This window comes from Leptospira sanjuanensis (assembly GCF_022267375.1).
Lineage (GTDB): Bacteria > Spirochaetota > Leptospiria > Leptospirales > Leptospiraceae > Leptospira > Leptospira sanjuanensis.
In genome coordinates, this window is the sequence record NZ_JAIZBH010000001.1 from 3,120,001 (window position 1) to 3,143,470 (window position 23,470).

At 44.3% G+C, this 23,470-nt stretch carries 22 protein-coding genes and 1 pseudogene (1 of these 23 cut by a window edge); 11 read left to right on the forward strand and 12 right to left on the reverse strand.

Features of this window, described 5'->3' with window-relative positions:
* A protein-coding gene (locus LFX17_RS13935) for a DsbA family protein (RefSeq protein WP_238747135.1) crosses the window boundary here: on the forward strand, nt 1-181 show its end. 470 nt of this gene lie to the left of the window's left edge; only the last 181 of its 651 coding nucleotides appear in the window; the start codon falls outside the window, past its left edge; its stop codon occupies nt 179-181.
* Here LFX17_RS13935 and LFX17_RS13940 read toward each other — a convergent pair.
* A complete protein-coding gene (locus tag LFX17_RS13940; RefSeq protein WP_238730773.1) occupies nt 178-570 on the reverse strand; it encodes a phage holin family protein in 393 nt (130 codons plus the stop codon). The two genes, LFX17_RS13935 and LFX17_RS13940, sit on opposite strands and share 4 nt — an antisense overlap.
* A gap of 12 nt (nt 571-582) precedes the next feature.
* Complete coding sequence (locus LFX17_RS13945) at nt 583-771, reverse strand: hypothetical protein (protein WP_135574830.1); 189 nt, start codon at nt 769-771, stop codon at nt 583-585.
* A gap of 133 nt (nt 772-904) precedes the next feature.
* Here LFX17_RS13945 and LFX17_RS13950 point away from each other — a divergent pair, with 133 nt between their 5' ends.
* Together LFX17_RS13950 and leuA2 are read left to right on the forward strand one after the other, a co-directional pair.
* A complete protein-coding gene (locus tag LFX17_RS13950) occupies nt 905-1,516 on the forward strand; it encodes a tetratricopeptide repeat protein (protein ID WP_319941275.1) in 612 nt (203 codons plus the stop codon).
* A 212-nt stretch (nt 1,517-1,728) separates the two neighbouring features.
* Nucleotides 1,729-3,096 carry a 2-isopropylmalate synthase LeuA2 gene (gene leuA2 / locus LFX17_RS13955; RefSeq protein WP_406600502.1) on the forward strand — a complete coding sequence of 456 codons (1,368 nt, stop codon included), beginning with the start codon at nt 1,729-1,731 and terminating at the stop codon, nt 3,094-3,096.
* Nucleotides 3,097-3,348: 252 nt separating this feature from the next.
* Here the strand turns inward: leuA2 and LFX17_RS13960 are convergent, their stop codons facing one another.
* The 4 genes from LFX17_RS13960 to LFX17_RS13975 all read right to left on the reverse strand — a co-directional run bounded on the left by LFX17_RS13960 (nt 3,349) and on the right by LFX17_RS13975 (nt 9,037).
* Nucleotides 3,349-3,987, reverse strand: coding sequence for a TetR/AcrR family transcriptional regulator (locus LFX17_RS13960; RefSeq protein WP_238731608.1), 639 nt, complete (start codon nt 3,985-3,987; stop codon nt 3,349-3,351).
* A 110-nt stretch (nt 3,988-4,097) separates the two neighbouring features.
* Entirely contained in the window at nt 4,098-7,370 is a 3,273-nt protein-coding gene (locus LFX17_RS13965; RefSeq protein ID WP_238747137.1) for an efflux RND transporter permease subunit, read from the reverse strand.
* A gap of 194 nt (nt 7,371-7,564) precedes the next feature.
* Entirely contained in the window at nt 7,565-8,263 is a 699-nt protein-coding gene (locus LFX17_RS13970) for an Lcl domain-containing protein (RefSeq protein ID WP_238730777.1), read from the reverse strand.
* 18 nt (nt 8,264-8,281) lie between these two features.
* Nucleotides 8,282-9,037 (reverse strand): LIC_13076 family protein, encoded by a 756-nt coding sequence (locus LFX17_RS13975; RefSeq protein WP_238747138.1) that lies wholly within the window; start codon nt 9,035-9,037, stop codon nt 8,282-8,284.
* Nucleotides 9,038-9,235: 198 nt separating this feature from the next.
* Here LFX17_RS13975 and LFX17_RS13980 point away from each other — a divergent pair, with 198 nt between their 5' ends.
* The 4 genes from LFX17_RS13980 to LFX17_RS13995 all read left to right on the forward strand — a co-directional run bounded on the left by LFX17_RS13980 (nt 9,236) and on the right by LFX17_RS13995 (nt 13,691).
* The gene (locus LFX17_RS13980) at nt 9,236-10,222 is read left to right on the forward strand and encodes a YheT family hydrolase (protein WP_238730779.1); all 987 of its coding nucleotides are present in this window, start codon (nt 9,236-9,238) and stop codon (nt 10,220-10,222) included.
* 98 nt (nt 10,223-10,320) lie between these two features.
* On the forward strand, nt 10,321-10,803 hold the full coding sequence (locus LFX17_RS13985) for a DUF1564 family protein (protein ID WP_238730780.1): 483 nt from the start codon (nt 10,321-10,323) through the stop codon (nt 10,801-10,803).
* A gap of 564 nt (nt 10,804-11,367) precedes the next feature.
* Nucleotides 11,368-12,579, forward strand: a complete 1,212-nt coding sequence (locus tag LFX17_RS13990) for an acetyl-CoA C-acetyltransferase (protein ID WP_238730781.1) — start codon at nt 11,368-11,370, stop codon at nt 12,577-12,579.
* Between the two features lie 185 nt (nt 12,580-12,764).
* Nucleotides 12,765-13,691, forward strand: coding sequence for a hypothetical protein (locus LFX17_RS13995; protein ID WP_238730782.1), 927 nt, complete (start codon nt 12,765-12,767; stop codon nt 13,689-13,691).
* A 195-nt stretch (nt 13,692-13,886) separates the two neighbouring features.
* On the opposite strand, the gene LFX17_RS14000 is transcribed toward LFX17_RS13995, so the two are convergent.
* Genes LFX17_RS14000 through LFX17_RS14010 form a run of 3 tightly spaced genes read right to left on the reverse strand, consistent with a single transcriptional unit; the run spans nt 13,887 to nt 16,358 of the window.
* Complete coding sequence (locus LFX17_RS14000) at nt 13,887-15,047, reverse strand: acyltransferase family protein (protein WP_238747139.1); 1,161 nt, start codon at nt 15,045-15,047, stop codon at nt 13,887-13,889.
* A 13-nt stretch (nt 15,048-15,060) separates the two neighbouring features.
* Nucleotides 15,061-15,288, reverse strand: coding sequence for a Rho-binding antiterminator (locus tag LFX17_RS14005; RefSeq protein WP_238730784.1), 228 nt, complete (start codon nt 15,286-15,288; stop codon nt 15,061-15,063).
* A 50-nt stretch (nt 15,289-15,338) separates the two neighbouring features.
* Complete coding sequence (locus tag LFX17_RS14010; RefSeq protein WP_238747140.1) at nt 15,339-16,358, reverse strand: DUF2804 domain-containing protein; 1,020 nt, start codon at nt 16,356-16,358, stop codon at nt 15,339-15,341.
* 126 nt (nt 16,359-16,484) lie between these two features.
* On the opposite strand from LFX17_RS14010, the gene LFX17_RS14015 reads away from it, so the two are divergent.
* On the forward strand, nt 16,485-17,369 hold the full coding sequence (locus LFX17_RS14015; RefSeq protein ID WP_118956471.1) for an LIC_13029 family protein: 885 nt from the start codon (nt 16,485-16,487) through the stop codon (nt 17,367-17,369).
* Between the two features lie 60 nt (nt 17,370-17,429).
* On the opposite strand, the gene LFX17_RS14020 is transcribed toward LFX17_RS14015, so the two are convergent.
* Nucleotides 17,430-18,020 (reverse strand): hypothetical protein, encoded by a 591-nt coding sequence (locus LFX17_RS14020; protein ID WP_238730785.1) that lies wholly within the window; start codon nt 18,018-18,020, stop codon nt 17,430-17,432.
* A 166-nt stretch (nt 18,021-18,186) separates the two neighbouring features.
* Here LFX17_RS14020 and LFX17_RS14025 point away from each other — a divergent pair, with 166 nt between their 5' ends.
* Nucleotides 18,187-19,017: an aldo/keto reductase gene (locus LFX17_RS14025; RefSeq protein WP_238747141.1), complete on the forward strand. Its 831-nt coding sequence runs from the start codon at nt 18,187-18,189 to the stop codon at nt 19,015-19,017.
* 9 nt (nt 19,018-19,026) lie between these two features.
* Here the strand turns inward: LFX17_RS14025 and truD are convergent, their stop codons facing one another.
* A complete protein-coding gene (gene truD / locus LFX17_RS14030) occupies nt 19,027-20,250 on the reverse strand; it encodes a tRNA pseudouridine(13) synthase TruD (protein WP_238747142.1) in 1,224 nt (407 codons plus the stop codon).
* 103 nt (nt 20,251-20,353) lie between these two features.
* Between truD and LFX17_RS14035 the strand changes: the two genes are divergently transcribed.
* Both LFX17_RS14035 and LFX17_RS14040 read left to right on the forward strand, forming a co-directional pair.
* On the forward strand, nt 20,354-20,803 hold the full coding sequence (locus LFX17_RS14035; RefSeq protein ID WP_238730788.1) for a MarR family winged helix-turn-helix transcriptional regulator: 450 nt from the start codon (nt 20,354-20,356) through the stop codon (nt 20,801-20,803).
* A 209-nt stretch (nt 20,804-21,012) separates the two neighbouring features.
* Entirely contained in the window at nt 21,013-21,459 is a 447-nt protein-coding gene (locus LFX17_RS14040) for a DoxX family protein (RefSeq protein ID WP_238730789.1), read from the forward strand.
* Between the two features lie 274 nt (nt 21,460-21,733).
* Here LFX17_RS14040 and LFX17_RS14045 read toward each other — a convergent pair.
* Nucleotides 21,734-23,416: pseudogene (locus LFX17_RS14045) on the reverse strand (GMC oxidoreductase); the annotation flags it as partial.
* Nucleotides 23,417-23,470: the final 54 nt, after the last annotated feature.

The following is a 23,470-nucleotide window of genomic DNA, read 5'->3' on the forward strand; positions in this document are numbered from 1 at the left end:
CGGGGATACGGATCTAGAAACCAAAAACGATTTTTATTTCGGCTTTTCTTTAGGAGTCAGCGCCTTTCCGACGCTCGTGTTTTCGGACGGACTCGAGAACGGAATTCTTACCAGAGGGTATTACTCCTACGAGCAAGTGAATTCCATTCTCAAGGATTACTTTCGATCGGTGAGAATTTAATTCGAGATTTTTTGTTTTTCTTTTTTTCTTTCTTTAGATTCGGTCTTACCGACGTAGTTCGCAAGCACCAGAAGAATTCCTCCCAAAAACGCGGACCAAAATCCGGGCACCGATAAGGTTCCGGGAAACCAATCTCCGATGATGAGAATGACCCACGCATTGATGATGAGCCCGATCAATCCCAAACTCAAATAGTAAAACACGATTCCGATTCCGAGAGTCATGATTATCAGTATAAGACGAAGGATCGCGTTGATCAGTACGAACGCGCAAACGACGATCACGGAATTGACCCAACTGCCTACTATGTGAAAATCGGGATGAATTAAGGGAAAAACGAATTCGACAACGAGAGACATCAGGATTAAAGAAAATAATAAATGGGTCATAGCACTTCCGCGTTAAACGTAAACGTCGATATTGTTTCCGATGGAAGGAGGGGGCGTTCCCGGAGGTACAACTTCCGAATCGGGACTTTTCACTTGGTTGTCCTGAGTCGCGACGATTTCTCTCGGAGACGAACCTGTCGCTACGGGCGCAATCGAATCGGAAAATAGAATTTGTCTGGATCCAACCGCCATGTAAGACATCGCCTTTCTCCTTTTCGGTAATTTTATCGCAGACTTCCCGCGGTTAAAGGGAAAAATGGGTACATCTTGGAAAAAACTTTCCAAAATTGGATATGATCCGCGGCCCTTCGATAAAGTCGTAATCGATTATAACATGAAACTGCAACAAGCTCTTGAATACGTTAAAAAAGGGGATCTCCCCGGAGCGAAAAAAGCTCTGATCGAATTTCTGCAAAACAATCCGGACGATCCGATCGGAAATTATCATTTGGGAATGTGCCATTCTCACTTGAACGAGCTCGATGCCGCGGAGGAGAAGTTGACAAAAGCGATTTCGTTCAACGAATCCTTTGTCGCAGCGCGAGTCGGCCTCGGCGTTTTATACGCGAAGAAAAAGGACAAACCCAAGGCGGAAATTCAATTCACAAAAGTTCTCGAACTCGACGAGAACAACGTAAACGCGAAAAAGAATCTGGCTTCTCTTTATACGGGAACGGGAAACGTTCAAAAGGCGATCGATCTGTATTTGTCCGTTCCGGCCGAAGAACGCAAGGACGTCGTTTCGCTCTACGCGATTTCCTTTTGTTATCTCAAATTGGATCGGCTTCTCGAAGCGAGAGAATTCTTCCGCGAATTGGAAAAACAGCCGATTCCGGAACCGATGAAAAAAGAAGTTTCCGAACTGAAAAACCTCATCGAGGAAAAGAATATCGAGTCCGAAGGGATTTGGACCTTGATCCAAAAACCGGATTCTCCCGAACACTAAAAGAGACAAACTCCAAACTTCTTCGAGTCGGAATTGATAAGCGAACTTAAAAAAATCCTTGTATTTTTTCCCGATCCTTCCGAGTCTAAATCTAACATGTTTCGCAACGTATTTCTACCGACCAGCCTTGAGCTTCTTCTCCTCCTTAGATAGGGGGAGCCGGTAGAGTTGTAAAAGAACACACGAGCCTGCTCCTCCTGGAGTGGGCTTTTTTGTTTCCGGAGAATTCTCCCCGATTCGGAAACCCACTCCTAAGCCGGCCGGTTTTAAGGAGAAAACCAATGAGACAAGATTCGGAACCGGGAAACGTAGACTTCTCCCGCGCGGTCAGCGCATCGGCAAGTTCAAAAGAAATTCAACTCGTTTCGGAAATTCTTCAGAACCCCCTTCCCAAACATCCTCCCTTTTTTATGGATGTGACTTTGAGAGACGGAAATCAAGCGTTGCGTAAACCTTGGAATCTTGATCAAAAGGAAACGATCTTCAAACAACTTCTGAAACTCGGCGTGCAAGGAATCGAAGTGGGTTTCGCTTCCTCCAACGATCAAGAGTTCGAAGCCTGCAGTCATCTTTCTTCCATCGCGCCCGATAACGTAGTCATCTCTTCTCTTTCGAGAGCCGTGGAGAAGGAGATCGAAATTTCCTGGAAGGCGATCCGTCACGCGCCGAAACCGAGACTGCATATCGTATATCCGATCTCTGCGTTTACGATTCAAAACGTGTTGAAGTTGAGTCCGGAAAAAGTTTTGGAAAGAATTTCGGAATCGGTCGCTTACGCAAAAAGTTTGGTCGGTTCGAGTGGAGAAGTTCAATTTTCCGGTGAACATTTCGGTGACGCTCTGGAGAATTTGGATTTTGCCGTCGAAGCGTTTCGCACCGCATTGAACTACGGAGCGGACGTGGTCAATCTCCCCAACACTGTGGAACGATATCGTCCTTGGTTGTTCGTTTCGATGGTGAAGGCCGTAACGAACGCGTTGCCCGAAGATACTAAAATTTCCATCCATACGCACAACGATTTGGGAATGGCGACTGCGACCACCGTGGAATCGTATTTTTCCGGCGCGGTTCAATTGGAAACCGCATTGAACGGTTTGGGTGAAAGAGCGGGAAACACGAACACGTACGAAGTCGCAATCGCGCTTCACAACTGCGGCGTGAACGTACCTTTGAATTTTTCGGCGATCTATGAAACGTCCCGTTTGGTTTCGTATCTTTCCGAAGTTCCGATTTACGAAAAAGCACCGTTGATCGGCGAAGACGTGATCTCGCATCGATCGGGGATTCATCAGGACGGAGTCGCGAAAACGAGGCACCTGCAAAAAGGCGCCTATCGCGCGTTTGACGCCGGCTTGATCGGAAGACCCGAAGGAGATCGGATCGAGTTCACGAGCCAATCGGGAAGAAGCGCGGTCTTCTGCATTCTGAAAGACGCGGGAGAAGATATCACGTTGGAACAAGCGGGAAGACTACAGCCGATTTTAAAAAAGATCTCGGAAGAATCGGGAAGAGGAGAATTGACCTTGGACGAAATTCAAGTCGAGTGGAACAAAATGAAGGCGATCCGTTCGGCAAGTTAAAACGGTCGATGAATGGCTGCGGGAGTTCCCACAAAATGCGGGGAAATCCGCTTGCATTCATGCGGTTTTTCTGATATGGAAAAAATGCCGTAGATTTGCGAACAAATTTGAACTCTACGCCTCACTCTTTAGGAATCACTCGTCACTACTTCCTTCTGTGAGAGGAGCACATTGATTTTTTTTCGAGCGGGGATCGGGCCGTCTTTCTTGAAAGTTTGTCGGAACAAGTTTAAAATCGGACTTGCTTAGAACTTACGATCGTTCCTGTCCGGATACTTTAGAAACGTCGACGTTGGCCGCGGGGCAAGAATTCATAATTCCGTAAAAAAGAATTCCGTGAATCTCGCCTTGCAGCTGCATCATCGAATACGGAGAATTTAAAAGCAGTTCCGGCGTCGCGGTCATTTCGATCGCCGAGTTGATCAGAGCCGCAAAGATCGTCGGGTTAAGATCCTTTCTGATTTCTCCCTTTTCGATTCCCTGTTTCACAAGAGCTTGAATCGATTTGGAAACCGATTCCATTCGCACTTCCTTGATGTAAGCGTAGTGATCCGGAGCTTGATCTCGAATTTCCAAAATGAACTCGTTTGCGCCCGCGGGAAATTGGCTGATCTTGAAGTCGTTGATGGCCCTGATTTTTTCGTGCACCGATAGGGAATCGTCCTCGCTGATCTGCTGCAGCTTGGAACTCATGATCGCATGTTTCAGAGAGAGAATCTCGAAAAGAAGATGATTTTTGTTTTCGAAATGTTTATATAAAGTTTTACGGGATATTTTCAGAATCCTTGCGATTTCCTCCATCTTGGTCTTCGCATAACCGTATTTTAGAAAAAGCTCAAGCGCTTTTTCCATAATCCGAAGTTTTACCTCATCCTGCTCCATCGCACTCATTCTTATCAGTTCAAACATTTTACGAAACTCTTTTTTTATATTCTAACCGAATTCGGAGCCCTTGTCGCATTAACAAAGAATGTGAAACGACTCCGAAATCGGTTCTCTTCTTATTTAACGTCCGGGTCCGGAGAATTTCTTCTTACGAATTGATTCAACTTTTCGATGTAAGAGAAAGCCGCGGGAACTACCACCAAAGTAAGGATCGTGGAAGAGATCAATCCTCCGATGATCGCAACACCCATACTCGTTCTTTGACGGGACGCTTCGTTGAGTCCGATTGCGATCGGGAGCATTCCGGCGATCAGGGCAAAGGAAGTCATCAAAATCGGTCTTAATCTTTCTCTTCCCGCTTCGATGATCGCTTCCTTCATTTCCCTTCCCTGATCCAACAACTGATTGGTAAAGTCCACGAGAAGAATCGAGTTCTTGGTCGCGACTCCGATCAACATGATGAGCCCGATCATCGAAAAGATGTCCAATGATTTTTGCGTAAGGAACAGGGCGATAAACGCTCCGCAGAGCGCGAGAGGCAACACGAGCATAATCGCGATCGGCGTGATAAAACTTTCATAGAGAGAAGCGAGAACCATGTAGATAAAGAGAACTCCGAGTCCCATCGCGATCGCCATGGAAGTTCCCATCTCCTTAAAACTTTCCGCTTGTCCCGAATATCCGATCCGGACTCCCGGCGGAAGAGGAAGTTCGGTTTGGCTGATCTTTGCTACCTCTTCCATCGCTCCTCCCATACCTGGGCCTTTGGGATTTACGTCCGCATAAATTTCCACGGCCTTGTTCCGGTTGAGTCGATTGATCGTCGCAAGCCCCGTGGTTTCTTCCGCTTTTGCAACGTTCTGAATCGGAATCAATCGGTTGTTGAAGTTCGGCACGAAAGAATTATAAAAGTTTTCTTTGAGATCCCTTTGCGATTCTTTTAATCGAACTCGGATATCATACTCGACTCCGTTTTCACGATATACCGCCGGGGTCGTTCCTTCCACGAGAGTTCTAAGTTCGGTTCCGATCACAGTTCCCGGAACTCCGAGAAGGACTTCACGATCGCGATCCGGCACGACTCGAAACTCGGGAGCGCCCGTGCGGTAACTCGTATCGACGTCGAGAAGCGCGGGAGATTTTTGAAGTCGTTTGAATAACTTCTTCGCATAATCTTCGACGACTTCTCCCTTTTGTCCGCTTACGGTGAGAGTGAACGGTCTTTGTCCCCCGCCCACGTTATCGATATCCTTTACGATCGGATTCGCATAAGCGAAGCCCGCAAGTTCCTTACGAAGGAAAGCTTTGAACTGAGTCGTGTTCATCGTACGGTCTTTGGAAGGAACCATCTCGACGAACATGTTCGTATTCCGGTTCGTGTTGAACATCGCGACCAGCTTGATCTCTTTGTAAGAACGGATCTTTTGATCGACTTCCTGCGCGACCTGCGCCATTTTTTCCACGGAAGTTCCCGGAGGCATGTCCAGGGTTACGGAGAATTTTCCTTCGTCCTGCGCGGGTAAGAACGTTTTCGGAATGAATTTGGTAAGAACCAAACTAACAACGAAAATCAATACCGCACTGGATAGAATGAACAACGGTCGTTTGAGAGTAAACTTCAGGATGGATGCGTATTTTTCCTCCAGCCAAGTTTGAAACACATTAAAAATACTTAATACTGAATCCAGACCCGTTTCCAACTTTCCCAGTACGGTTAAGACCGGCGAGAATATTCTCGAAAGAATTCCTTTGGAAGCGTTGTTCTGAGAGCGGATTTTGGAATACGCAATCTCTTCCAAAGCGGTCGTCTCGGCCGCTTTATTCTTCCCTTTGCCTTTCGGAGTCGGAGTCGTAATTTCAGGAATCGCATCGTGTCCGTGTCCTGATTTATTTCCGTGATTCCCTATTTTTCCTCCGAAATACGCGGATAACATCGGCGCGATCGTAAGGGCGTCATATAAGGAAATAAGAAGCGCGAAACATACGGTTAATCCGAATTCTCTCAAAAACTGTCCTACGACCCCGCTAATAAACGCGATCGGCATAAATACCGCGATGACTGTCATCGTCGTCGCAATTACGGCTAACGTTACTTCCTTCGTTCCTTCGATGGAAGCTTCTCTCGCCGTCTTTCCCATTTCCCTGTGTCTGAAAATATTTTCGCGGACTACGATCGCGTCGTCGATGAGCAGTCCGACCGCAAGGCTGAGCGCGAGAAGAGTCATGACGTTTACGGTAAAACCGGCGATCGCCATAAGAATAAATGCCCCCAAGAGGGAGTTCGGAAGAGCAAGTCCCGTGATCAAAGTGGAACGGACGCTTCCTAAAAATAATAATACGACAATGATCGTGAGAATGATTCCGATGATGATCGTTTCCTTTACGTCGTAAATGTTGTTGTCGATCGTGATGGATGAATCGTTTGCCGCGGTGAGTTCGGGAGATCCCTTTCGTTTAGAAAGGTCTTGGTTGATTTCTGCTACCTTCTTTTTTACCGCTTGCGCGACCGCAACCGTGTTCGATCCCGACTGTTTATAGACTAAGAGAAAGACCGCCTTCTTCCCGTTAAAGTATGCTCTGGAAGTTTCATCTTCGACCGTGTCTCTTACTTCTCCCAGTTGTCCGATTTTTACCGGAACCTCGTTCCCGAACAAGGATACAGGTGTGTCTCTGATTTCCTGCGGTGATTGAAATTCGTTGATGGTTCTATAAACGAGTTCCTTATCGGTCTTACTTACTTTTCCGGCGGGAATGTTCATTCCTCCCGATGCGAGTCGATTTGATACGACGAACGCGGGAATCATGTGTTCCTTGAGTTTGTGGCGATCCAGTTCGACGTGAATCTCGCGTTTGCGTCCGCCGTAGATGTTTACGTTTCCGACGTCTTTGGTCGTAAGAAGGACTTGTTTGATTTCTTCGTTGGCAATGTCGTAGAGTTCGGCTTCCGGAAGATCGGCTCGGAGCGCGATGATTAAGATCGGTTGATCCGCGGGATCGATTCTTCGGATCACCGGTTCTTTTGCGTCATCGGGTAATTTAGGTTTAACGCTGGAGACTTTGTCGCGGACTTGTTGTTCGGCGTATTTGACATCGGTTTCTAGTGTGAACTCCACGACGACCGTTCCGACTCCTTCGTTGCAAATCGATTTGATCCGTTTTACGCCCGAGATTGTGGAGAGTTCGTCCTCGACCGGTTTTGCAACGAGGGTTTCAATTTCATTCGGTGCTGCGCCCGGATATGGAACCGTTACTGTTACGACGGGAATAGTCACGTTGGGAAATAAATCGACCCCTAGCTTGTTTAAGGAAAGATATCCCGCGACGAGAATGAGTAAAACCGTGCAGGTAATGAAGATCGGTCTTTTGATCGAGAGCGAGGCTAAATTCATTGTGAATCTCCTACCATTCTTTGGATTCGAAATTGAACTGAAGTCAAATCCGGAAACAGTATTAGTGTTTATTGTTTCCTATTCGGGAAACAATTTTTGGATCAGCTGTTTCCGTCAAGGTTTTTCTGTGATTTGAGGAATGCGCGGGGAGTTCCCGCGATTCTTGAGGGATTGCAGATGTATTAGAGCAGAATTTAGCGGGAACTCACGCAGCGGATATAACCAGCGACGACTTTGCCGGCATTAGGATTCGTAGCTCCTGTACTGAAATTCACCTTCCAGGCTACTGAGGAGCTCAATGGGTCGCTCGTACTTGACCAAAACTCAATTGGATTTCCAGTTGGAATTCCCGGAAACCATTCTTTTCTTACGGTTGGAACATCAAAGCCTGTCCCAGTTGAAGAACAAGTCTTTGAATTATCAGTCGAATTTGCCACATCCGTTCCATTGGAACAATAAACTATTCCTTTCAACTCTGCATGCGTGGGAACTCTCCATGTCATCGTCCTTCCTGAAACACTAAACGAAGCACAGGAATCAAAAGCTGGCCCGGATGTTAAAACTCCGCCCGAAGAACCGTTGCATTGGTTATCAGAAGTAGAACAATATTGCGGAGAAACGACAAATCCAGTGCATGAATCCGTAATCGCATCATATGTTTGACCGCGGGAACACCTCATCCACGTCAGACCGGTCGATGGAAAGAAAATCGTTTCACCTTGAATTACAGGATTTGACGCTGCTACTAAAAGAAAAATCAAAGGCACTGGAGAATCCTTTTCTTCATCTGGAGAAACAGCATCTTTGAAATAAGGATTCAAGTAACAGGAGTAATTGATAAAAATTATTCCGACAAGATAAGCTTTAATGAATAGGATTCTAAAATTTGTCATCGCATCAATGCCTCAGCCTCAATCTTGAAATCGAACTCTTTGAACGTCAGCACGGCGAAAAACTCTTTCTTTGCCTTTATAAAACAATTTAACGCCGTCCCCATCAATTCGCGTTACCGTTCCTTTCGCTATTTCCCCGGATTTTAAAAACAAAACGGAAAGATTCTTAGAATGTTTGATCTCTTTGTTCCAAGAACTTTCCAATTCTTCGCTCAAAGAAGAATGAATCTTCTCCTGCAATTCTTCTTTCCATTGCTTTTCATTTTGCTTGATAAAATCTTCTTTCAATTTTGCCAAATCTGCTTTGGAAAGTTCTTTATCTTGCTGAAGATTCGGATTTGTTGCGGGAACTCTCGCGGAAAATGCAATATCCTTGGAATCACAGCTCTCCACTTCAACCGTCTTCCGAGTAATCGAAGCTGCAATACCCAAAACCGTACTCAGAATTCCATCCAACCAGGTCGTTTTCAGATTTACACGATACGTTTTGTTTGAATCCGGAAGGATCTCGGAAGTGTCCATTTGATTGATTGGAACCGATCCAAAAAGAACATACCACTGAGATTTTCTAATACTCGGCTTACAATTAAATGAAACATTTTCGGAAATGTTAGAATCCTTTTGAGAGGATACAGGTATTTTTGCGTTTTCACCTCCTCGGACCGAATTCAATTCGATCGTAGAACAAGAGAAAAGTAAGAATGATAACAGAACAAAATTACGACGCTCGGATAGAATCAAAATAGAATGTAAAATACCAAATGATTTCTGCACTTTTAGAATATACTCCTAATTCAAGAAATTATGCGCTGTTCGTATATTTTTAGAAAGTGTTTTGAAGGCCAGTTTTTTTCTCTCGTTCTCCAGAACTCAAAAATCAAATTATAAATAAATAAAAGCCTTTGTGAAAAAAACCGAATTCATATAACCAAAAAGACTTTGCTGGAGAATTAATTCCCTTTCACTGATCTTATGCTCAAAGAACTCAAGACCCCAAAATTCAACCCCGCGGGAATTCTGAAATCACCTTTGATTCAAACGACTTTAGCCTCGTTGGCATGGAATTTACCGGAAGAAATGCCATTTTTAGATCACGAGAAAAAAATGATTCTCGATGCCGGAAAAGGCGTAAGGTTGGAAGGAGCTTTGAGCAAACAAAAAGATACGAAACCAAAAGGATTCTTAGTTTTGTTACATGGTTGGGAGGGAAGCATCAATTCAACTTATATCTTGAGAACTTCCCATTACTTTTATGAGAAAGGATTCGATATTTTTCGTTTAAATTATAGAGATCATGGAGATACACATCATCTCAACCCCGAACCTTTTAACGGTAGCCTTATCGAAGAAACGTATGAAGCCGTTCGAAAAGCCACATACTTAGCGGAGAAGAATGTTCCAGTCTTTGTTACTGGTTTTTCTCTTGGCGGAAATTTTGCGCTTCGAATTGCGAAAGTACATTCTCAATCGGAAAAGAAATTAAATCAATTGAAAGAATTCATAGCGATTTCTCCTGCAATTCATCCTAAAGATGCAACAATGCTAATGGATAATAAGCTTATCATTGGCCGATACTTTCTTAAAAAATGGAAACAATCGATTGAGAAAAAACAAAAACATTTCCCTACAATCGTTCCGTATGACTCTATTCTCAAAGAAAAATCGGTAATGCGTATGACGGAAAGATTCGTAGAGTCGACTGAAGATTTTACCGATATAGATCATTATTTCGGAACTTATACGTTAGGAGAAAAAGAACTTTCTCAGATTTTAGTCCCGACGACAATTATTACCGCAAAAGACGATCCAATTATTCGTGGTGAATCATTTTTATCCTTACATCCGAATCGAAATGTTAGAATTTCGATTCAAAATTTTGGAGGTCATAACGGCTTTTTAGAGAACTGGAAAGGTGCTTGTTGGTATTTCCGCGTATTAGAGGAAATTTTATTGTTATAGAAGGATTGCGGGAACTACTCTTTAATTTTTATATCTATATTTTTAGAAAAATTCTACGAAACCATGCTCATTTTTATTCTTAAAAAACTGTACAGAGCATGGCAAACATTCAACACTTAACCGAAAAAGAATTCATCGCATCTTCGTTAAAGGGACCGAAAATCACATGCAGCTTTTTAATTCCTCTCGAATTGCTGAAAAAGCTTCCAAAATCTGATCAATTAAAGATCGGAAAAAATCTGGGGCAACTTCTCAGAACACATTCTAAATATATAAAAAGCAAGAAGCGTTTCAATAAGAGTGCACTAACAGTCAAATATCAAAGAAAAGGAAATTCTTTGGTGAAATTCAATTCAAGAGTATTCCCGGAAGAGTGGGCACAACTTAGTATTCTTTCCGCAATCCACGGGGTTTCCCGCTGCTTACTATATTGCCTATTAATTCAACTACATTTAACCGGCACTTTAATAAAGCCGAATCACAACTTGCAAAAAATTCAAGAAATTGTTTTACCGGCCTTCATCTGGGAAATAAATTTAAAAACGAAGATGATTCGAAGAATAATATATCATAGATTATGAATATTCTATCGATAAAACCAAAAATGTTCTCTTTAGCCTAACCGCCTCTATTAAAAATAGAGAATATTTCACTCGATGTAACATGCTTTCTTTTACATAGGATTACATCTTTAAAGGTAAAGAACGTTGCTCGACACTTTAACATAAATATGATCAGGGTTTCGCTTACAGAAGATCTTTGTTTGAAAATAATAAACCAGAATTCAATCCAGATTTCTGAAGAGTTCCCGCAAAACAGTGTATTTCTGTAAAACCTGCCGCAGGGATGTGAAGGGCTTGGTCCTTAATTCCTTTGAATCGCTTTGTTAAGCCATCACACAAGGACCGAGCGGGACTCCGCGAGCCCGTAACAAGCCCGACCCTCCTGCAAACCCTCCGAATGACGTTCGTTATCAAGAAATATGCAGGAGGGTGCGGCCCAAACCATGCCGTACCTAAGAGTTCCCACAAAAAGAATTGCAAACTCCCCTACCCCCGCAAAATGGAAACCGGAACAACCAAATTTCATTAAACAACCGTTCAATTTTATCTCCAAAAGAAAGAAATGAACATAGAGGTAACCAAATGTCAAACGCCTATGTAATCGACGCCGTAAGAACTCCTAGAGGAAAAGGGAAAAAAAGAGGAACACTCGCGAGCATCCATCCGCAGGAACTCTCCGCAGCAACCTTAAACGCAATCAAAGACAGAAACGGAATCAAGCCCGAAATCGTGGAAGAAGTAGTCATGGGATGCGTATCCCAAGTGGACGACCAAGCAGCGTGTATCGCGCGTTATGCGGTTATGTCCGCGCTCTGGCCGAACTCGGTTCCCGGCTATACCGTAAACCGTTTTTGCGGATCGGGATTACAAGCAGTCAACAACGCGGCGAACCACGTTCAATCCGGTTCCATGCAAATCGCCCTCGGTGGAGGAGTCGAATCCATGTCCCGCGTAAAAATGGGAGCGGACATGAATGGAAGAGATTTTAATGTAGGAAATCCTAATATTCAAAAACACTACAATTTGGTGCCTCAAGGAATTTCCGCGGACCTGATCGCGACAAAATTCGGAATCACACGCGAAGAAGCGGACCGTTTCGCGGAATCCTCCCAGATCAAAGCGGACAACGCGATCAAAGCCGGATATTTCAAAAAATCCATTATCCCCGTTAAAACCGAAGACGGCACGATCGTCGATACAGATGAAAACCCGAGAATCGAATCCACATTCGAGTGGCTTTCCGACTTAGCTCCTGTATTCAAGACGATCGGTGAAAAGGAACTCGACGCGATCGCACTCAAGTCTTACCCTGAAGTGGGAAAGATCAACCACATCCACACGTTAGGCAACTCGTCCGGAATCGTGGACGGGGCCGCATCGGTCCTTCTTGCTTCCGACGAAGGAATTAAAAAATACGGACTCAAGCCTCGTGCAAAAATCGTAGCGATGGCTTCAACCGGAGAGGATCCAACAATCATGCTTACCGGACCCGTATCCGCTTCCAAGAAAGCGCTCGCGATCGCGGGACTGAAACCGGAAGATATCGATATCTGGGAAATCAACGAAGCATTCGCATCTGTGGTGTTATATACTCAGAAGTCGCTTAACATTCCATTGGAAAAGATCAACGTAAACGGAGGCTCCATCTCTCTCGGACATCCCCTCGGAGCGACCGGAGCGATCCTACTAGGAACCGCGTTAGACGAACTCGAAAGAAGACAACAACGTTATGCGTTAATCACGCTTTGCATCGGCGGAGGCATGGGAATCGCCACGATCATCGAAAGAATCTAACTTTACCCGATCCGGACCGAAATTTCGGTCCGGACACTTTCCTTCTCGCTTTCATTCCCCGTTTTTTAAACTTCATTCCGTATTTTTTTAAAAAAAATAGTCAATAATTTCCGTCCTTCCCGTTATCAAATCAGATACAAAAATTTTACTAAGATTCGACTCTTTCGTAAAACGGAACTAAAACGATGGAAGATACAACTTTAGCGCAAATCATCCAGGACAAAATCAAAAAGGAAAACGAGAATTTTCAATTGCCGACTAACACGGATTTGTTCTACCATTTCCGATCCACGCTCAATCTTTCGGAAAAGAAAATCTCGAAAATCCTCGCGTTCCTCAAAGACTCCAACTGCATCTTCGTATTAAATCTCAAAAAGCAGAACCCGAACTTCTCCCTGCCGGGTTTGGATGCTTATGTCGTTGCCGATTCTTATATAGTGGAAAGCCTTTTTACAAAACATCAAAAAGAGCTTGAACTTCAATATAACGCGATGTATCGCAAATCCCTCGGATATCAACAGATTCTATCGAGAGTTCTCGACGAGATCTCAACGATTCAGAATCAATCCGTATTGGAATTATTTTCCTTCTGCATTCTTCTGGAGGACATCCGCAAAATGATGAAACTTCATCCGGAACGATACGAGGAATCGAAACGAATCGCGACACTCAAAGATATGATCCGCGATTCGGAAACCCCGCTTTCATTCAACCCCGATCGGAATTATTCTTCTTCCGAGCCGGTTTCCATCTCCACGATTTATATCGAACCTCAGACTGAGATGGACGTCGATCTTCGCGCAGAAGAACACCAATCTAAACCGAAAACAAAATGGGAATTGATGGCGGAACTTTATTCCGTTCCGTTCCTTTTGAGAATTCACTTTAGAAAAAAAGAATATTCTATTATTCAGCAGCTTCTTCTTTCCTCCAAAATCAGAACCGCTGAGGATTTGAAGATGGTTGCGGTGACTTGTTCGAACCTTCTTTCCAAAACTACTTTGGAAGCGACCCTCAGAATGGAACTGAACAACCTTCGCAACCTCGCCATGAAAAGACTTTTGGATGAGGTAAAAGCTCCTGTCTTCAACGATTTGGAACTCGTGATCTGACATACCGAGCAAACCCATAAAAAAGTATAATTGCTTTTTAGACCTTTGCCGGGCGCTTCTGCTCGCAACGGCCGCAAAACAGAACTTGCCGTTTTAGTCGCAGACCTGGCTTGCTCCGCGCTTCGGCATTCGCCTTCGGTCCTCTCTGCGCGAGGACCACTTCGCGCGCTCCGCATCCATAGCGCGGGTTTTGTTCTAAATCTTGAAGTAAATTTTCTTTCGATCCAAGTAACTTAAGATCAGCCACCATACGATCAGATTCAAAATAGCATACGACAATGAAGCGAAATACGAGTCGCTTAACAATCCGACTAAGCGTAAATAAATCCAAGTTTTAACGCTGATCGCTTTTCCGTTTTCACCGATTGTAGTCCAGAGATTCAAAATTCTTGCGACGATTCCCGAAGCCACAAACACCAAAATGGCGTTTTTTCCGAACACGAGAAAGGGTTGAAACGAGATATTCAAAACGTTTTTGTCCGACTCGGATCGATTTGAAGAAAAAGTCAGAGATAAGAATTCGAAAAAACCCACGCTGAAAAACGCAAGTCCTGCGGTATAAACCGCGTAGCTCGCGGTCCATAAACTTTTATTCATAGGAAAGAACGTATCCCAGATCGACCCGACTAACGTTAACAAGGCGCCGATGCCGAAAAGAACCGCCGTCCTTTTGTTCCATGAAGTATCCTGAACGGACAAAATCAAACCGCAGAGAACGCCAAATAACGAGCTCGCAATCGACGTGATTCCGCTGAAAAATCCTTCCGGGTCCCAGGTTTTGGAAAACTTCCAAAGATGTTTTTCACCGAAGAGAATTCGATCGAACCATGCGCCGATGTCTTTTCCGGGCTCCAAGGAAACGGTCGATTCTCCCGGAGGCGCGACGTTCAACAAAATCCAAGTCGGCACGACCAAAATCGGAATCAAAGCGATCAAACTCTTCTTCCCGGGAACTATAAGATACAACGAAGCGACCGCGAAATAAACGAAACCGATTCTTTGTAAAACGCCCGGAATCCGGAGCTCGGCAAAAGACCATTCTCCGAAAAAGTTCAAAAATAATCCGAGCCCGATCAGAACAAGACTTCGAATCGCTATTTTCGACCAAATCCCGCTTCGACTCATTCCATTTTTTGAATACAATGAAATTGAAATAGAAGCTCCCACCGCAAAAAGAAAAAACGGAAACACCAGATCCGTCGGAGTACATCCGTTCCACTTTGCGTGTTTGAGCGGCGAATAGATAGCGGACCAGGAGCCGGGATTGTTTACGAGAATCATTCCCGCCACGGTCATACCGCGGAACAAATCCAAAGACAGGATCCGTTTTTTGACTTGCGTTGAATTTTTTTCCAAAATGAGGCCTGATTCAAGGATTGATTTTCAGAATCTTATCCAATCGGATTTTTTCACCGTTTTCCAAAACGGCGAATTCTTCCCGATTCACGGATACGAGATCGGAAATTCTCTGTTTTTGAGTCGCGGTTGTTCCCGCATTCCCACCCTCCGAAACTTCCAAAGAAACCCTTCGTTTGGAGAGTACAATTTCCTCCAATCGATCGTAGAAGTCGCAGGAAACGGGAACGTATGCATCCATAAATTCTAATATTCTAATCCGTCACTCGACGCAAAGCGAAACGTTCCGATTCACCAAAGCGATCTGTGAAATTCTGTGAATCCGTAAACGTCCTTGAAGGAAACCTTCTTTCCCTGCGCGGATTCGAATTTGCCGGAAAACTTTCCGACGAATTGTCTGAAATACAGTTTGGTCACGATCAAATTCATCTTATCCTTTCTTTCACCTTCGGGTTTAAACTCGAGATCGACCAAACCTTCCTCATCATAAATTCGCCAGGTTTTGTAAGGATCCTTCTGCGAAAAATCGAAGATCAGCCTCGGAACTCTCGTTCGATTCCGATCGATCCAAAACGCGTTCTCGGAAAAGAATGTTTCGTTTACGAGCGCGGCAAAGTTCGCTCCGATCGTGGTTTTGTTCGGAAGGATGGCGCTGAAAGCGGCCCAATACCAGTTCGTTTCCCTTCTTAGATAACCGCCCGACCAATCGTAGAGAATCGTTGTTTTTTTAGGATCAAAGGAAAGAGGTTTTCCGTTATACGAAAGTTCGATCGAAGACGGCGTGATCGGAGAACATTTTTCAGTGAATGTCCAATGAGTCGGTTCGGAAGGATTCACAACCCGTAACGGCGAGTGACTTTTTAATCCGAAGTCCGCGTTAAACCGAAATCGCAATTTTTTTCCTAAAAACGCTTCGACTTCGAGTTTCTTATCGGAGTGGGATTTATTCACGTTTAAAAACGAAGCCCCTTTTTTAAACCGAATTGAATATTCGTCCGGATTCGCGGGAAAATCCAATTCCTTTCCCGTATCCAAACCTTTGGCATCGAACTCGTAAAGAATCCCTTCCTTATAATGATACAAATAAGCGAAAACGTTATATACATACCCCAGACTTACGGCCGCAAATCCGATCAAGAATTCGTCCGTGATAATCCCGATATAATTGAACCGTTTAAACGCAAATCGCTTCTTTAATCCGCGGATTTCTTTTCCGAAGAAGTCAAGCAGTTGAAATTCTTTGTAATTGAATTCAACCGGACCGTCGAAAACCCCATAGTTTACTTTATTTTCGGCGCCGATAATTTTCATCTCGATCGGGTAAAATACGAGAGAAGCTTTAAAAAGCAATGTAAATATATGCGGTTCGGCAATTTCGCTTTACTTTTCCTTTTTTAAGGAAAGCATTGGCATACCAATTGTTTCATAAAGAAGCCCATGGCAGAAGCGCAAAGCCAGAACCCTCCTAAATCTTCGAATCTCGACGAATCCGATCTTAAGATTCTTAAAGCGAAAAAAACATCCCGTGAACTTTCCGTTCTGCTCTATCGCGTACTTTATAGAACGGACGAAGTCAGACAAGGTGCCGTCAAAGTCTTAAAGGAAACTTTCTTAAGGACTCATACCAATCATCCCGAACTCTTTCCGATTTTGGATCGTGCCAAATTCACAAAGGACATGATCAATCTTTACAAAGCGTCTACGACGTTGCCGCCGGATAAGTTGGAATTATTTTTCAGCGGAATACACGCTTCCTTTCAAAATGAAATCCGTTACTTGGTGGGTAAATCGGCTCAGTTTTCCTTCGACATCATTTTTCTCGTGATTGAAACGATCCTGAACGAAATGAATCTTCCCGAAAATGAAAGAACCGTGAACATGAAGGACCGAGAAACGATTCTTAAAAACTTCAAGGCCTACAACGATCTATCGAAGATCTTCAACAAGATCGGAAACACGAAGGTCGTCATCGATAAGAAGGACGATATCATTACGGAAATTTCCATTCTTCATAAGGACATCACGATCATTTCGATCGAGAGTATGTTTCGTCACATTTTGGCGCAGCTTCTTCTTTCTAAAAAGTACAACTGCGGAAGTTTGATCGAAAAATGGGCTCAGGAATACGGGATGGAGGACAACGCGCCGTCGATGAAACGCGTGATCGCGGAAGCGACCCCGTTGACCGAGTTCCGTCTTCAATTTACGAATGCGGTCAAGATCCTGAAGGACGAGAACGAATTGGATCTGATGTTTTTGAGAACTCTTGCGAACTACTATGCGTCCTGGGTGACTCAGGTTTCGGAACAAATTCCTTCTTAATCTTAGAATATTCGAATTTTCGAATATTCTAAGATTCCCCAAAAAAACTCCCGGAGTTTATCAACTCAATCGTTTGAGAGAAACGCTCAGAGAATACACCGCAACGGCAAGAACGATGTGAAAAATATCCACGTTTAAAATCGGCCCTCTGGAACCGGTTGTTCCGATCACGAGCCCCGCAAGAATAAATAGGATCGCTCCTAAAATTCCGTACAACGCGGCGACTTTTGTCCCGCCGGAATTCTTACGAATGCAAACAAGAATTGCCGTAACCATCGCAAGTCCGCCTAACACGGTTGAAAGCAAAGGGAACGGAAGCAAATATCCGAAAACAACGTAGATCAGAAGCAGAACTCCCGCGATCGGATAAAGGGAATTCTTTTCCAGCTTCTTAATGCCGAGATGAAAAAATCCCACGCCGATCAACGGCACGCCCACAAAGGAAGCAAGTCCCACGGAAAAACGATACACTGGATCCAGAAGCCCGATTCCTAAAAAATGAATCGTCCCTAGTCCGGCAGAAACTCCTATCGTTAAAAATCCTAAGAAACCGGCGGTTCTAGAATACGAAGCGGAGTTTCTAATCTGAAACGCGGCCAAGATTGCAACAAGGCTTAAAATTAAATCTGAAAATACTGTACTCAATTGCATGACGGATGATGATTTCGAAGAAAACGAATTTTGCAATTCTTTCCCAAGGAAGAATCAAAAAAAGATCCGCATTCAAAACACGTCGTTCGTTTCCATCGGATGCAATTTTTATCTTTCGATTCCCCCCTTTCGTTTTCAGAATCGTCCAAGTATCATAGGAAATTTTATGACAAAAAAATCTTTCGATCAATCCGTGACCCTCAACAACGGAGTCTCGATGCCGATCCTAGGACTCGGCGTTTGGAAAACGAAATCCGGCAAAGAATGCAGGGAAGCGGTTTTAAACGCGCTCGAAGCCGGTTATAGACATATCGATACTGCGAAGATTTACGGGAATGAAGAGGACGTTGGTAAGGCGATTCGCGAAAGCGGAATCCCGAGAAAAGAAATTTTCATAACGACAAAACTTTGGAACGCGGACCAAGGTTCGGATAAAACGAGAAAGGCCTTGGAAACGAGTCTTGAAACATTGGGGATCGATTTCGTCGATTTATATCTCATTCATTTTCCGGTAACTTCCAAAAGAAACGATTCTTGGAAAGAATTGGAGAAAGCGTATCACGATAAACTCTGTAAATCGATCGGAGTCAGCAATTATACGATCGCGCATCTGACGGAATTGTTAAAGGAAGCGAAAATTACTCCCGCCGTCAATCAGGTGGAGTTTCATCCCTTTTTAAATCAGGTCGCGTTGTTCGAATATTGTAAAAAACATAAGATTCAACTGGAAGCATATAGCCCGCTTGCTCACGGACAAAAAATCGAGGATCGCCGGATCGCGGACATCGCGAAACAATACGGTAGGACTCCTGCTCAAATTTTGATCCGCTGGGCCGTTGAACAGAATATCGTCGTGATTCCTAAATCCGTTAAAAAGGACAGAATCGTAGAAAACGCCCAAATTTTCGATTTTCAAATCAAAGACGAGGACATGAGGATTTTGAATTCTTTGGACGAGAATTTTAGAACTTGTTGGGATCCGTCGGAAGTCGTTTAATATTTTTATTCAAATATCGGCCCGCAGCATCAATCGTTTAACAAGCATCGTCGCATACGACCCGGAAGGAAGACGAAAGGAAATCGCAGCCTTTTTTCTTCCCGGGTTTTGTTCGTCTTCCATCGGATCTCCCAATTGAAAGTCCTCCGGCACAACGCAAACGTTCCGATCAAAGGATTTCATTTTGACCTTTGGAAACGGAGAACGGTCCAAATCCGATTCTTTCAATCGCAAATCCGCAAGAACACGCTCGATCATATCCATTTCAATTTTAGAATATTCTAATTTTTGAATCCCTGGCGCTCCGGGAACGGGTAAACTTTTAGTGGCCGAAAAAAATTCCCCGGCCGATTCTCCCCAAAAAAACAAAGGGCCGGTCTTTGTTTTGATCCAAACGCCCTCTTTCGCAACGGCAACGGAAAGTCTGGATACGAATTCGTTCCAGATAAAGGATTGTAAAGACGTAACGAGCATCAGCAATTCTTCTTCCGGAAATTGCAAAATCAAATCGGAATACGTTTTTCGTGTAAGATTTCTTTCCCGCTTTAAACCGGAGAAGATCCGATTTTCCAATTTACTTCCCGACAAATGCGCGCATTCGGACCAATTTCCCCAAGCGGTTTGCAAAAGTTTCTTACGATCGCGCGCTTGTTTTTTCTCTCCCGGATATACATCGGTCAAAAGAAGTTTCAAACAAGTTTCGGGATCGCCTTGCAAATACGGAAAAATGGGAAGTAGAAACTCCGGATGAAATCGGCTGAATCTCTGCGAATCGTAGTAATTGGGAAAACCGTTCTTTGCGATGTTGTCAAAATTTTTCCGAATCTTTTCGAACTCTTTCTCGATCAGATTTCGAAGAACCAGAACGAATCGGTTTCCAGCGTTGTCGTCGGGACTCAGAGAATGATCGCTTTTACCGACCGACTCTACCTGTAAAACCTGCGAAAGTTCGGCCGGAACCCGCAACGGTTTTTGGCAGCTGATAAATTGGGAAGTTGTCGCGTGTCGGTCCTTTTTTCCGGCGTAACCAATATCGGAAAGCACTACCTTGGATTCCTTGGAAATTCTTAAAAGAGCGTCGAGCGTATTCCATCCGGATTTTCGAAGTCGGAAAATCGTCCACTTCCCGGCGGGTTGGACCGTATTCGGCCGAAGAATTTCCTCCACTTGAAAATCCTCCGGGTTCTGTTTGAGATCGTAGACCAAAAACCCGCTGAATGGATACTCTGACACAGCTCCAAAGTGTGGGAACTCCCCGCGCAAACAATCGGAATTAAAAAAACATTGACCGGAAAACCCGGTCTAACAGATAATAGTTCAAGTTTAAAGTATTTATATGGGAACCCACTACAAAGGCAACAGTCGAGAAACCGCGGTCTTAAACGCTTTTATTAAGCTGAGCCGTTGTTCCGACTCGATTCGTCAGTTGGAAGAAAAGGTTTTCACAAAATACGGCCTAACGACAGGGCAATTCGGTTGCCTCGAAACGCTTCATCATCTGGGTCCGATGTGCCAAAAGGAAATCGGTCAAAAGCTGTTCTCCTGCGAAGGAAACATAACCCAGATCATAGACAACCTGGAAAAACGAAAATTGGTTCAAAGGGTTCGAAGCGAAGAAGACAGACGGTATATCATTATCCATCTGACTTCGGAAGGAAGCTCGCTCGTTCAGAAAGTATTTCCTGCAATTCTCGATTCTTTGGTACATAAATTCGATCCTTTGACGGAAGCTCAACTGATCGATCTTGGTGATTTTCTCAAGGAAGTAGGTTTAAAAGCAGTATGATTTCATTTTTCCATGGTTATACTTTGAATATAAACCATTCACTATCAAAACATGAGCCACTCTGTGCCTTACTACGCGGAGTTCCCACAAATTCAAAATCATAAGGAAAGATCTGCAAACATACAGCTCATTCTCAATACTTTAAATTTAAATCATTCAGCATCAAAGATTCGCGAATGATAAACTTGGAATCATTTAGGAGGAAACAAATGCTTCAAAAATTTTTTAAAACAGATTCGGATCTCGGATCCCTCATTCTCAGAGTAGTTGCAGGAGTTGTAATGTTCCCGCACGGCGCACAAAAACTCTTGGGTTGGTTCGGCGGTTACGGTTTCACAGGAACTATGGGATATTTTGTCGGAACTGGAATTCCCGCACCGATCGCATTTCTCGTCATCATCGGCGAATTTTTCGGCGCAATCGGATTGATCCTTGGATTGTTCACGAGATTGTCCGCATTCGGAATCGGATTGGTGATGATCGGAGCGACATTTCTCGTTCACTTGCCGCACGGCTTTTTCATCAACTGGGCGGGGAATCAGCAGGGAGAAGGATACGAATACCATCTTCTTTTGATCGGAATCTCGATCGTCCTTTTTATCAAAGGCGGCGGAAAAGCTTCCGTAGATTCTTTGATCGAAGAAAAACTCGACTAAGAAAGAATTTCTTCGGGAAATCCGTGGAACGAAAATCCACGGTTTTCCTTGTTCAAAGAAATAATTCCAATTTTAGAATATTCTAATTACATTATGCTCTTTACTTTTTTTACTTTTTAGAGGATTTTGCTTTTGAAGTCTTTGCGGCCTTTGTCGCTAAACCCGACTTCTTTGCCTCGCCAACCTTAGTCACGGGTGCGGACTGATTTATCTTTCCTTTTTTCCCCGAGGAGTTATTTGACCTTCCACCGTCCTCCGTCGCGTTCCTCGGAAAGGAAGAATTTTTTGCCTTTCCGAGCAATCCGATCACACCCCATTTCTTTTCAAACTGGAACTGAAAGATTTCCTTTTCTTTCGGAGGGACAAAAGACATCGCCCGCTCGGACAAAGCCGCGATCGTCAGACTCGGATTGACGCCTAAATTCGCCGGGATCATGGAGCCGTCGCAGATCGTAAGATTTTGATAACCGAAAACTTTGTTCTCAAGATCGATTACCCCTTCCTCGGAAGATTCCGCTATATTACATCCGCCTAATATATGAGCGGTCGCCGGTATATCGAGCAACGCTTCGTTGATGCTGCTTCGTGCTACGCCGCCCGTGATCTGAGCGAGTCTTCTTGCAAATTCGTTTGCGATCGGTATGTAGGTTGGAATTTTTTCTCCGTTTTCCTGCGTCGAAGAAAGCGTTCGTTTAAAAGGCCAGATCCATCTTCTTTTACGCACGATCTCGATGCTGTTGTCGACGGTCTGCATAACAAGAAGAATGATCGTCCTTCTGGCAAATCCGATCGGATTGAGCAAGCTCACACTGTGGATCGGATGTTTTAAAACTTCGATCAAGAAGCGGAGTTGCCTCGGAATACTCCCTCCCCCGTCTACGAGAACTCCGGCCGCCAATCCGTTCATCGCATCGGCTCCGTCCGAATAACGCACCGGTTCGATATGCGTGTGTTCATCGGGAAACACGCTCGAAGTGATCGCGATTCCGTGCGAAAGATCCGCCTTCTTATCCTTCAGAGTGACTCCGATTAAAGACTCGCTGTTGGTTCGAACTACGTGTCCGAGACGTTTTGAAAGTTTCGGAAGAATTCCTTCTTCTTTCATTTTTAAAAGAAGTCCTAACGTTCCGAGAACTCCCGCGGAAAGGACGACCGACTTCGCTTTGTAAATTCTTCTCGGAGAACCGAAAAAAGAAGTCGTTCTTTCGGTATGCAACTCGTAACCGGCGGAACCGTCTTCGTTTAACGGAAGTAAACGGGAAACTTTCGTTTCAGGCAAAACTACCGCCCCCGCTTTTTCGGCGAAATAAAGATAATTCTTATCGAGCGTGTTCTTCGCATTGAATCGGCAACCGACCATACAACCGCCGCAATCGTTGCAGGAATTCCTTTCCGGTCCTTCTCCGCCGAAGAACGGGTCGATTCCGCTTTTACCGAAATGAACTCCGACGGGAGTTTTGTTAAACGACTTCTCGATCCCGAAGGTCTTTGCGGTTTCCTGCATATACCGATCCGATTCCCAAATCCTCGGATTCTCCACAACGCCAAGCATCTTCTTTGCAAGCTCGTAAAAAGGAAGAATCCCCTTTTTTCCTCCCATCTTTTGAACGAGGGCTTTTTGCCAGAACGGCTCGGGCGGGACATACAACGTGTTCGCGTAAACGAGACTGCCGCCTCCGACTCCTGCGCCGCTCAATACCATCACGTCATTCAGAAAATTGATTCTCTGAATTCCGAAGCAGAACAATTTCGGGAACCACAGGAACTTGCGGAGATTCCAATTCGTCTTGGGAAATTCGGAGCTGTTCCAGCGTTTGCCCGATTCCAATACGGCCACCTTATACCCTTTCTGCGAAAGGCGAAGAGCGGAAACGCTTCCACCGAAGCCCGAGCCGACGACGATATAGTCATAATCATAAATAATTTCTTTCTTTTCCGAAGCCGATTCCGTTTTCATTTTCAGTCCTGTCGAAGTTTTAACGGATTAGGTTTTTTTATTTCACGCGGATGG

Coding starts and splice junctions, on each gene's coding strand:
- LFX17_RS13940 (WP_238730773.1), bottom strand. CDS start 570: ATGACCCATTTATTATTTTCTTTAATCCTGATGTCTCTCGTTGTCGAA.
- LFX17_RS13945 (WP_135574830.1), bottom strand. CDS start 771: ATGTCTTACATGGCGGTTGGATCCAGACAAATTCTATTTTCCGATTCG.
- LFX17_RS13950 (WP_319941275.1), top strand. CDS start 905: ATGAAACTGCAACAAGCTCTTGAATACGTTAAAAAAGGGGATCTCCCC.
- LFX17_RS13960 (WP_238731608.1), bottom strand. CDS start 3,987: ATGAGTGCGATGGAGCAGGATGAGGTAAAACTTCGGATTATGGAAAAA.
- LFX17_RS13965 (WP_238747137.1), bottom strand. CDS start 7,370: ATGAATTTAGCCTCGCTCTCGATCAAAAGACCGATCTTCATTACCTGC.
- LFX17_RS13970 (WP_238730777.1), bottom strand. CDS start 8,263: ATGACAAATTTTAGAATCCTATTCATTAAAGCTTATCTTGTCGGAATA.
- LFX17_RS13980 (WP_238730779.1), top strand. CDS start 9,236: ATGCTCAAAGAACTCAAGACCCCAAAATTCAACCCCGCGGGAATTCTG.
- LFX17_RS13985 (WP_238730780.1), top strand. CDS start 10,321: ATGGCAAACATTCAACACTTAACCGAAAAAGAATTCATCGCATCTTCG.
- LFX17_RS13990 (WP_238730781.1), top strand. CDS start 11,368: ATGTCAAACGCCTATGTAATCGACGCCGTAAGAACTCCTAGAGGAAAA.
- LFX17_RS13995 (WP_238730782.1), top strand. CDS start 12,765: ATGGAAGATACAACTTTAGCGCAAATCATCCAGGACAAAATCAAAAAG.
- LFX17_RS14005 (WP_238730784.1), bottom strand. CDS start 15,288: ATGGATGCATACGTTCCCGTTTCCTGCGACTTCTACGATCGATTGGAG.
- LFX17_RS14010 (WP_238747140.1), bottom strand. CDS start 16,358: ATGAAAATTATCGGCGCCGAAAATAAAGTAAACTATGGGGTTTTCGAC.
- LFX17_RS14015 (WP_118956471.1), top strand. CDS start 16,485: ATGGCAGAAGCGCAAAGCCAGAACCCTCCTAAATCTTCGAATCTCGAC.
- LFX17_RS14020 (WP_238730785.1), bottom strand. CDS start 18,020: ATGCAATTGAGTACAGTATTTTCAGATTTAATTTTAAGCCTTGTTGCA.
- LFX17_RS14025 (WP_238747141.1), top strand. CDS start 18,187: ATGACAAAAAAATCTTTCGATCAATCCGTGACCCTCAACAACGGAGTC.
- LFX17_RS14035 (WP_238730788.1), top strand. CDS start 20,354: ATGGGAACCCACTACAAAGGCAACAGTCGAGAAACCGCGGTCTTAAAC.
- LFX17_RS14040 (WP_238730789.1), top strand. CDS start 21,013: ATGCTTCAAAAATTTTTTAAAACAGATTCGGATCTCGGATCCCTCATT.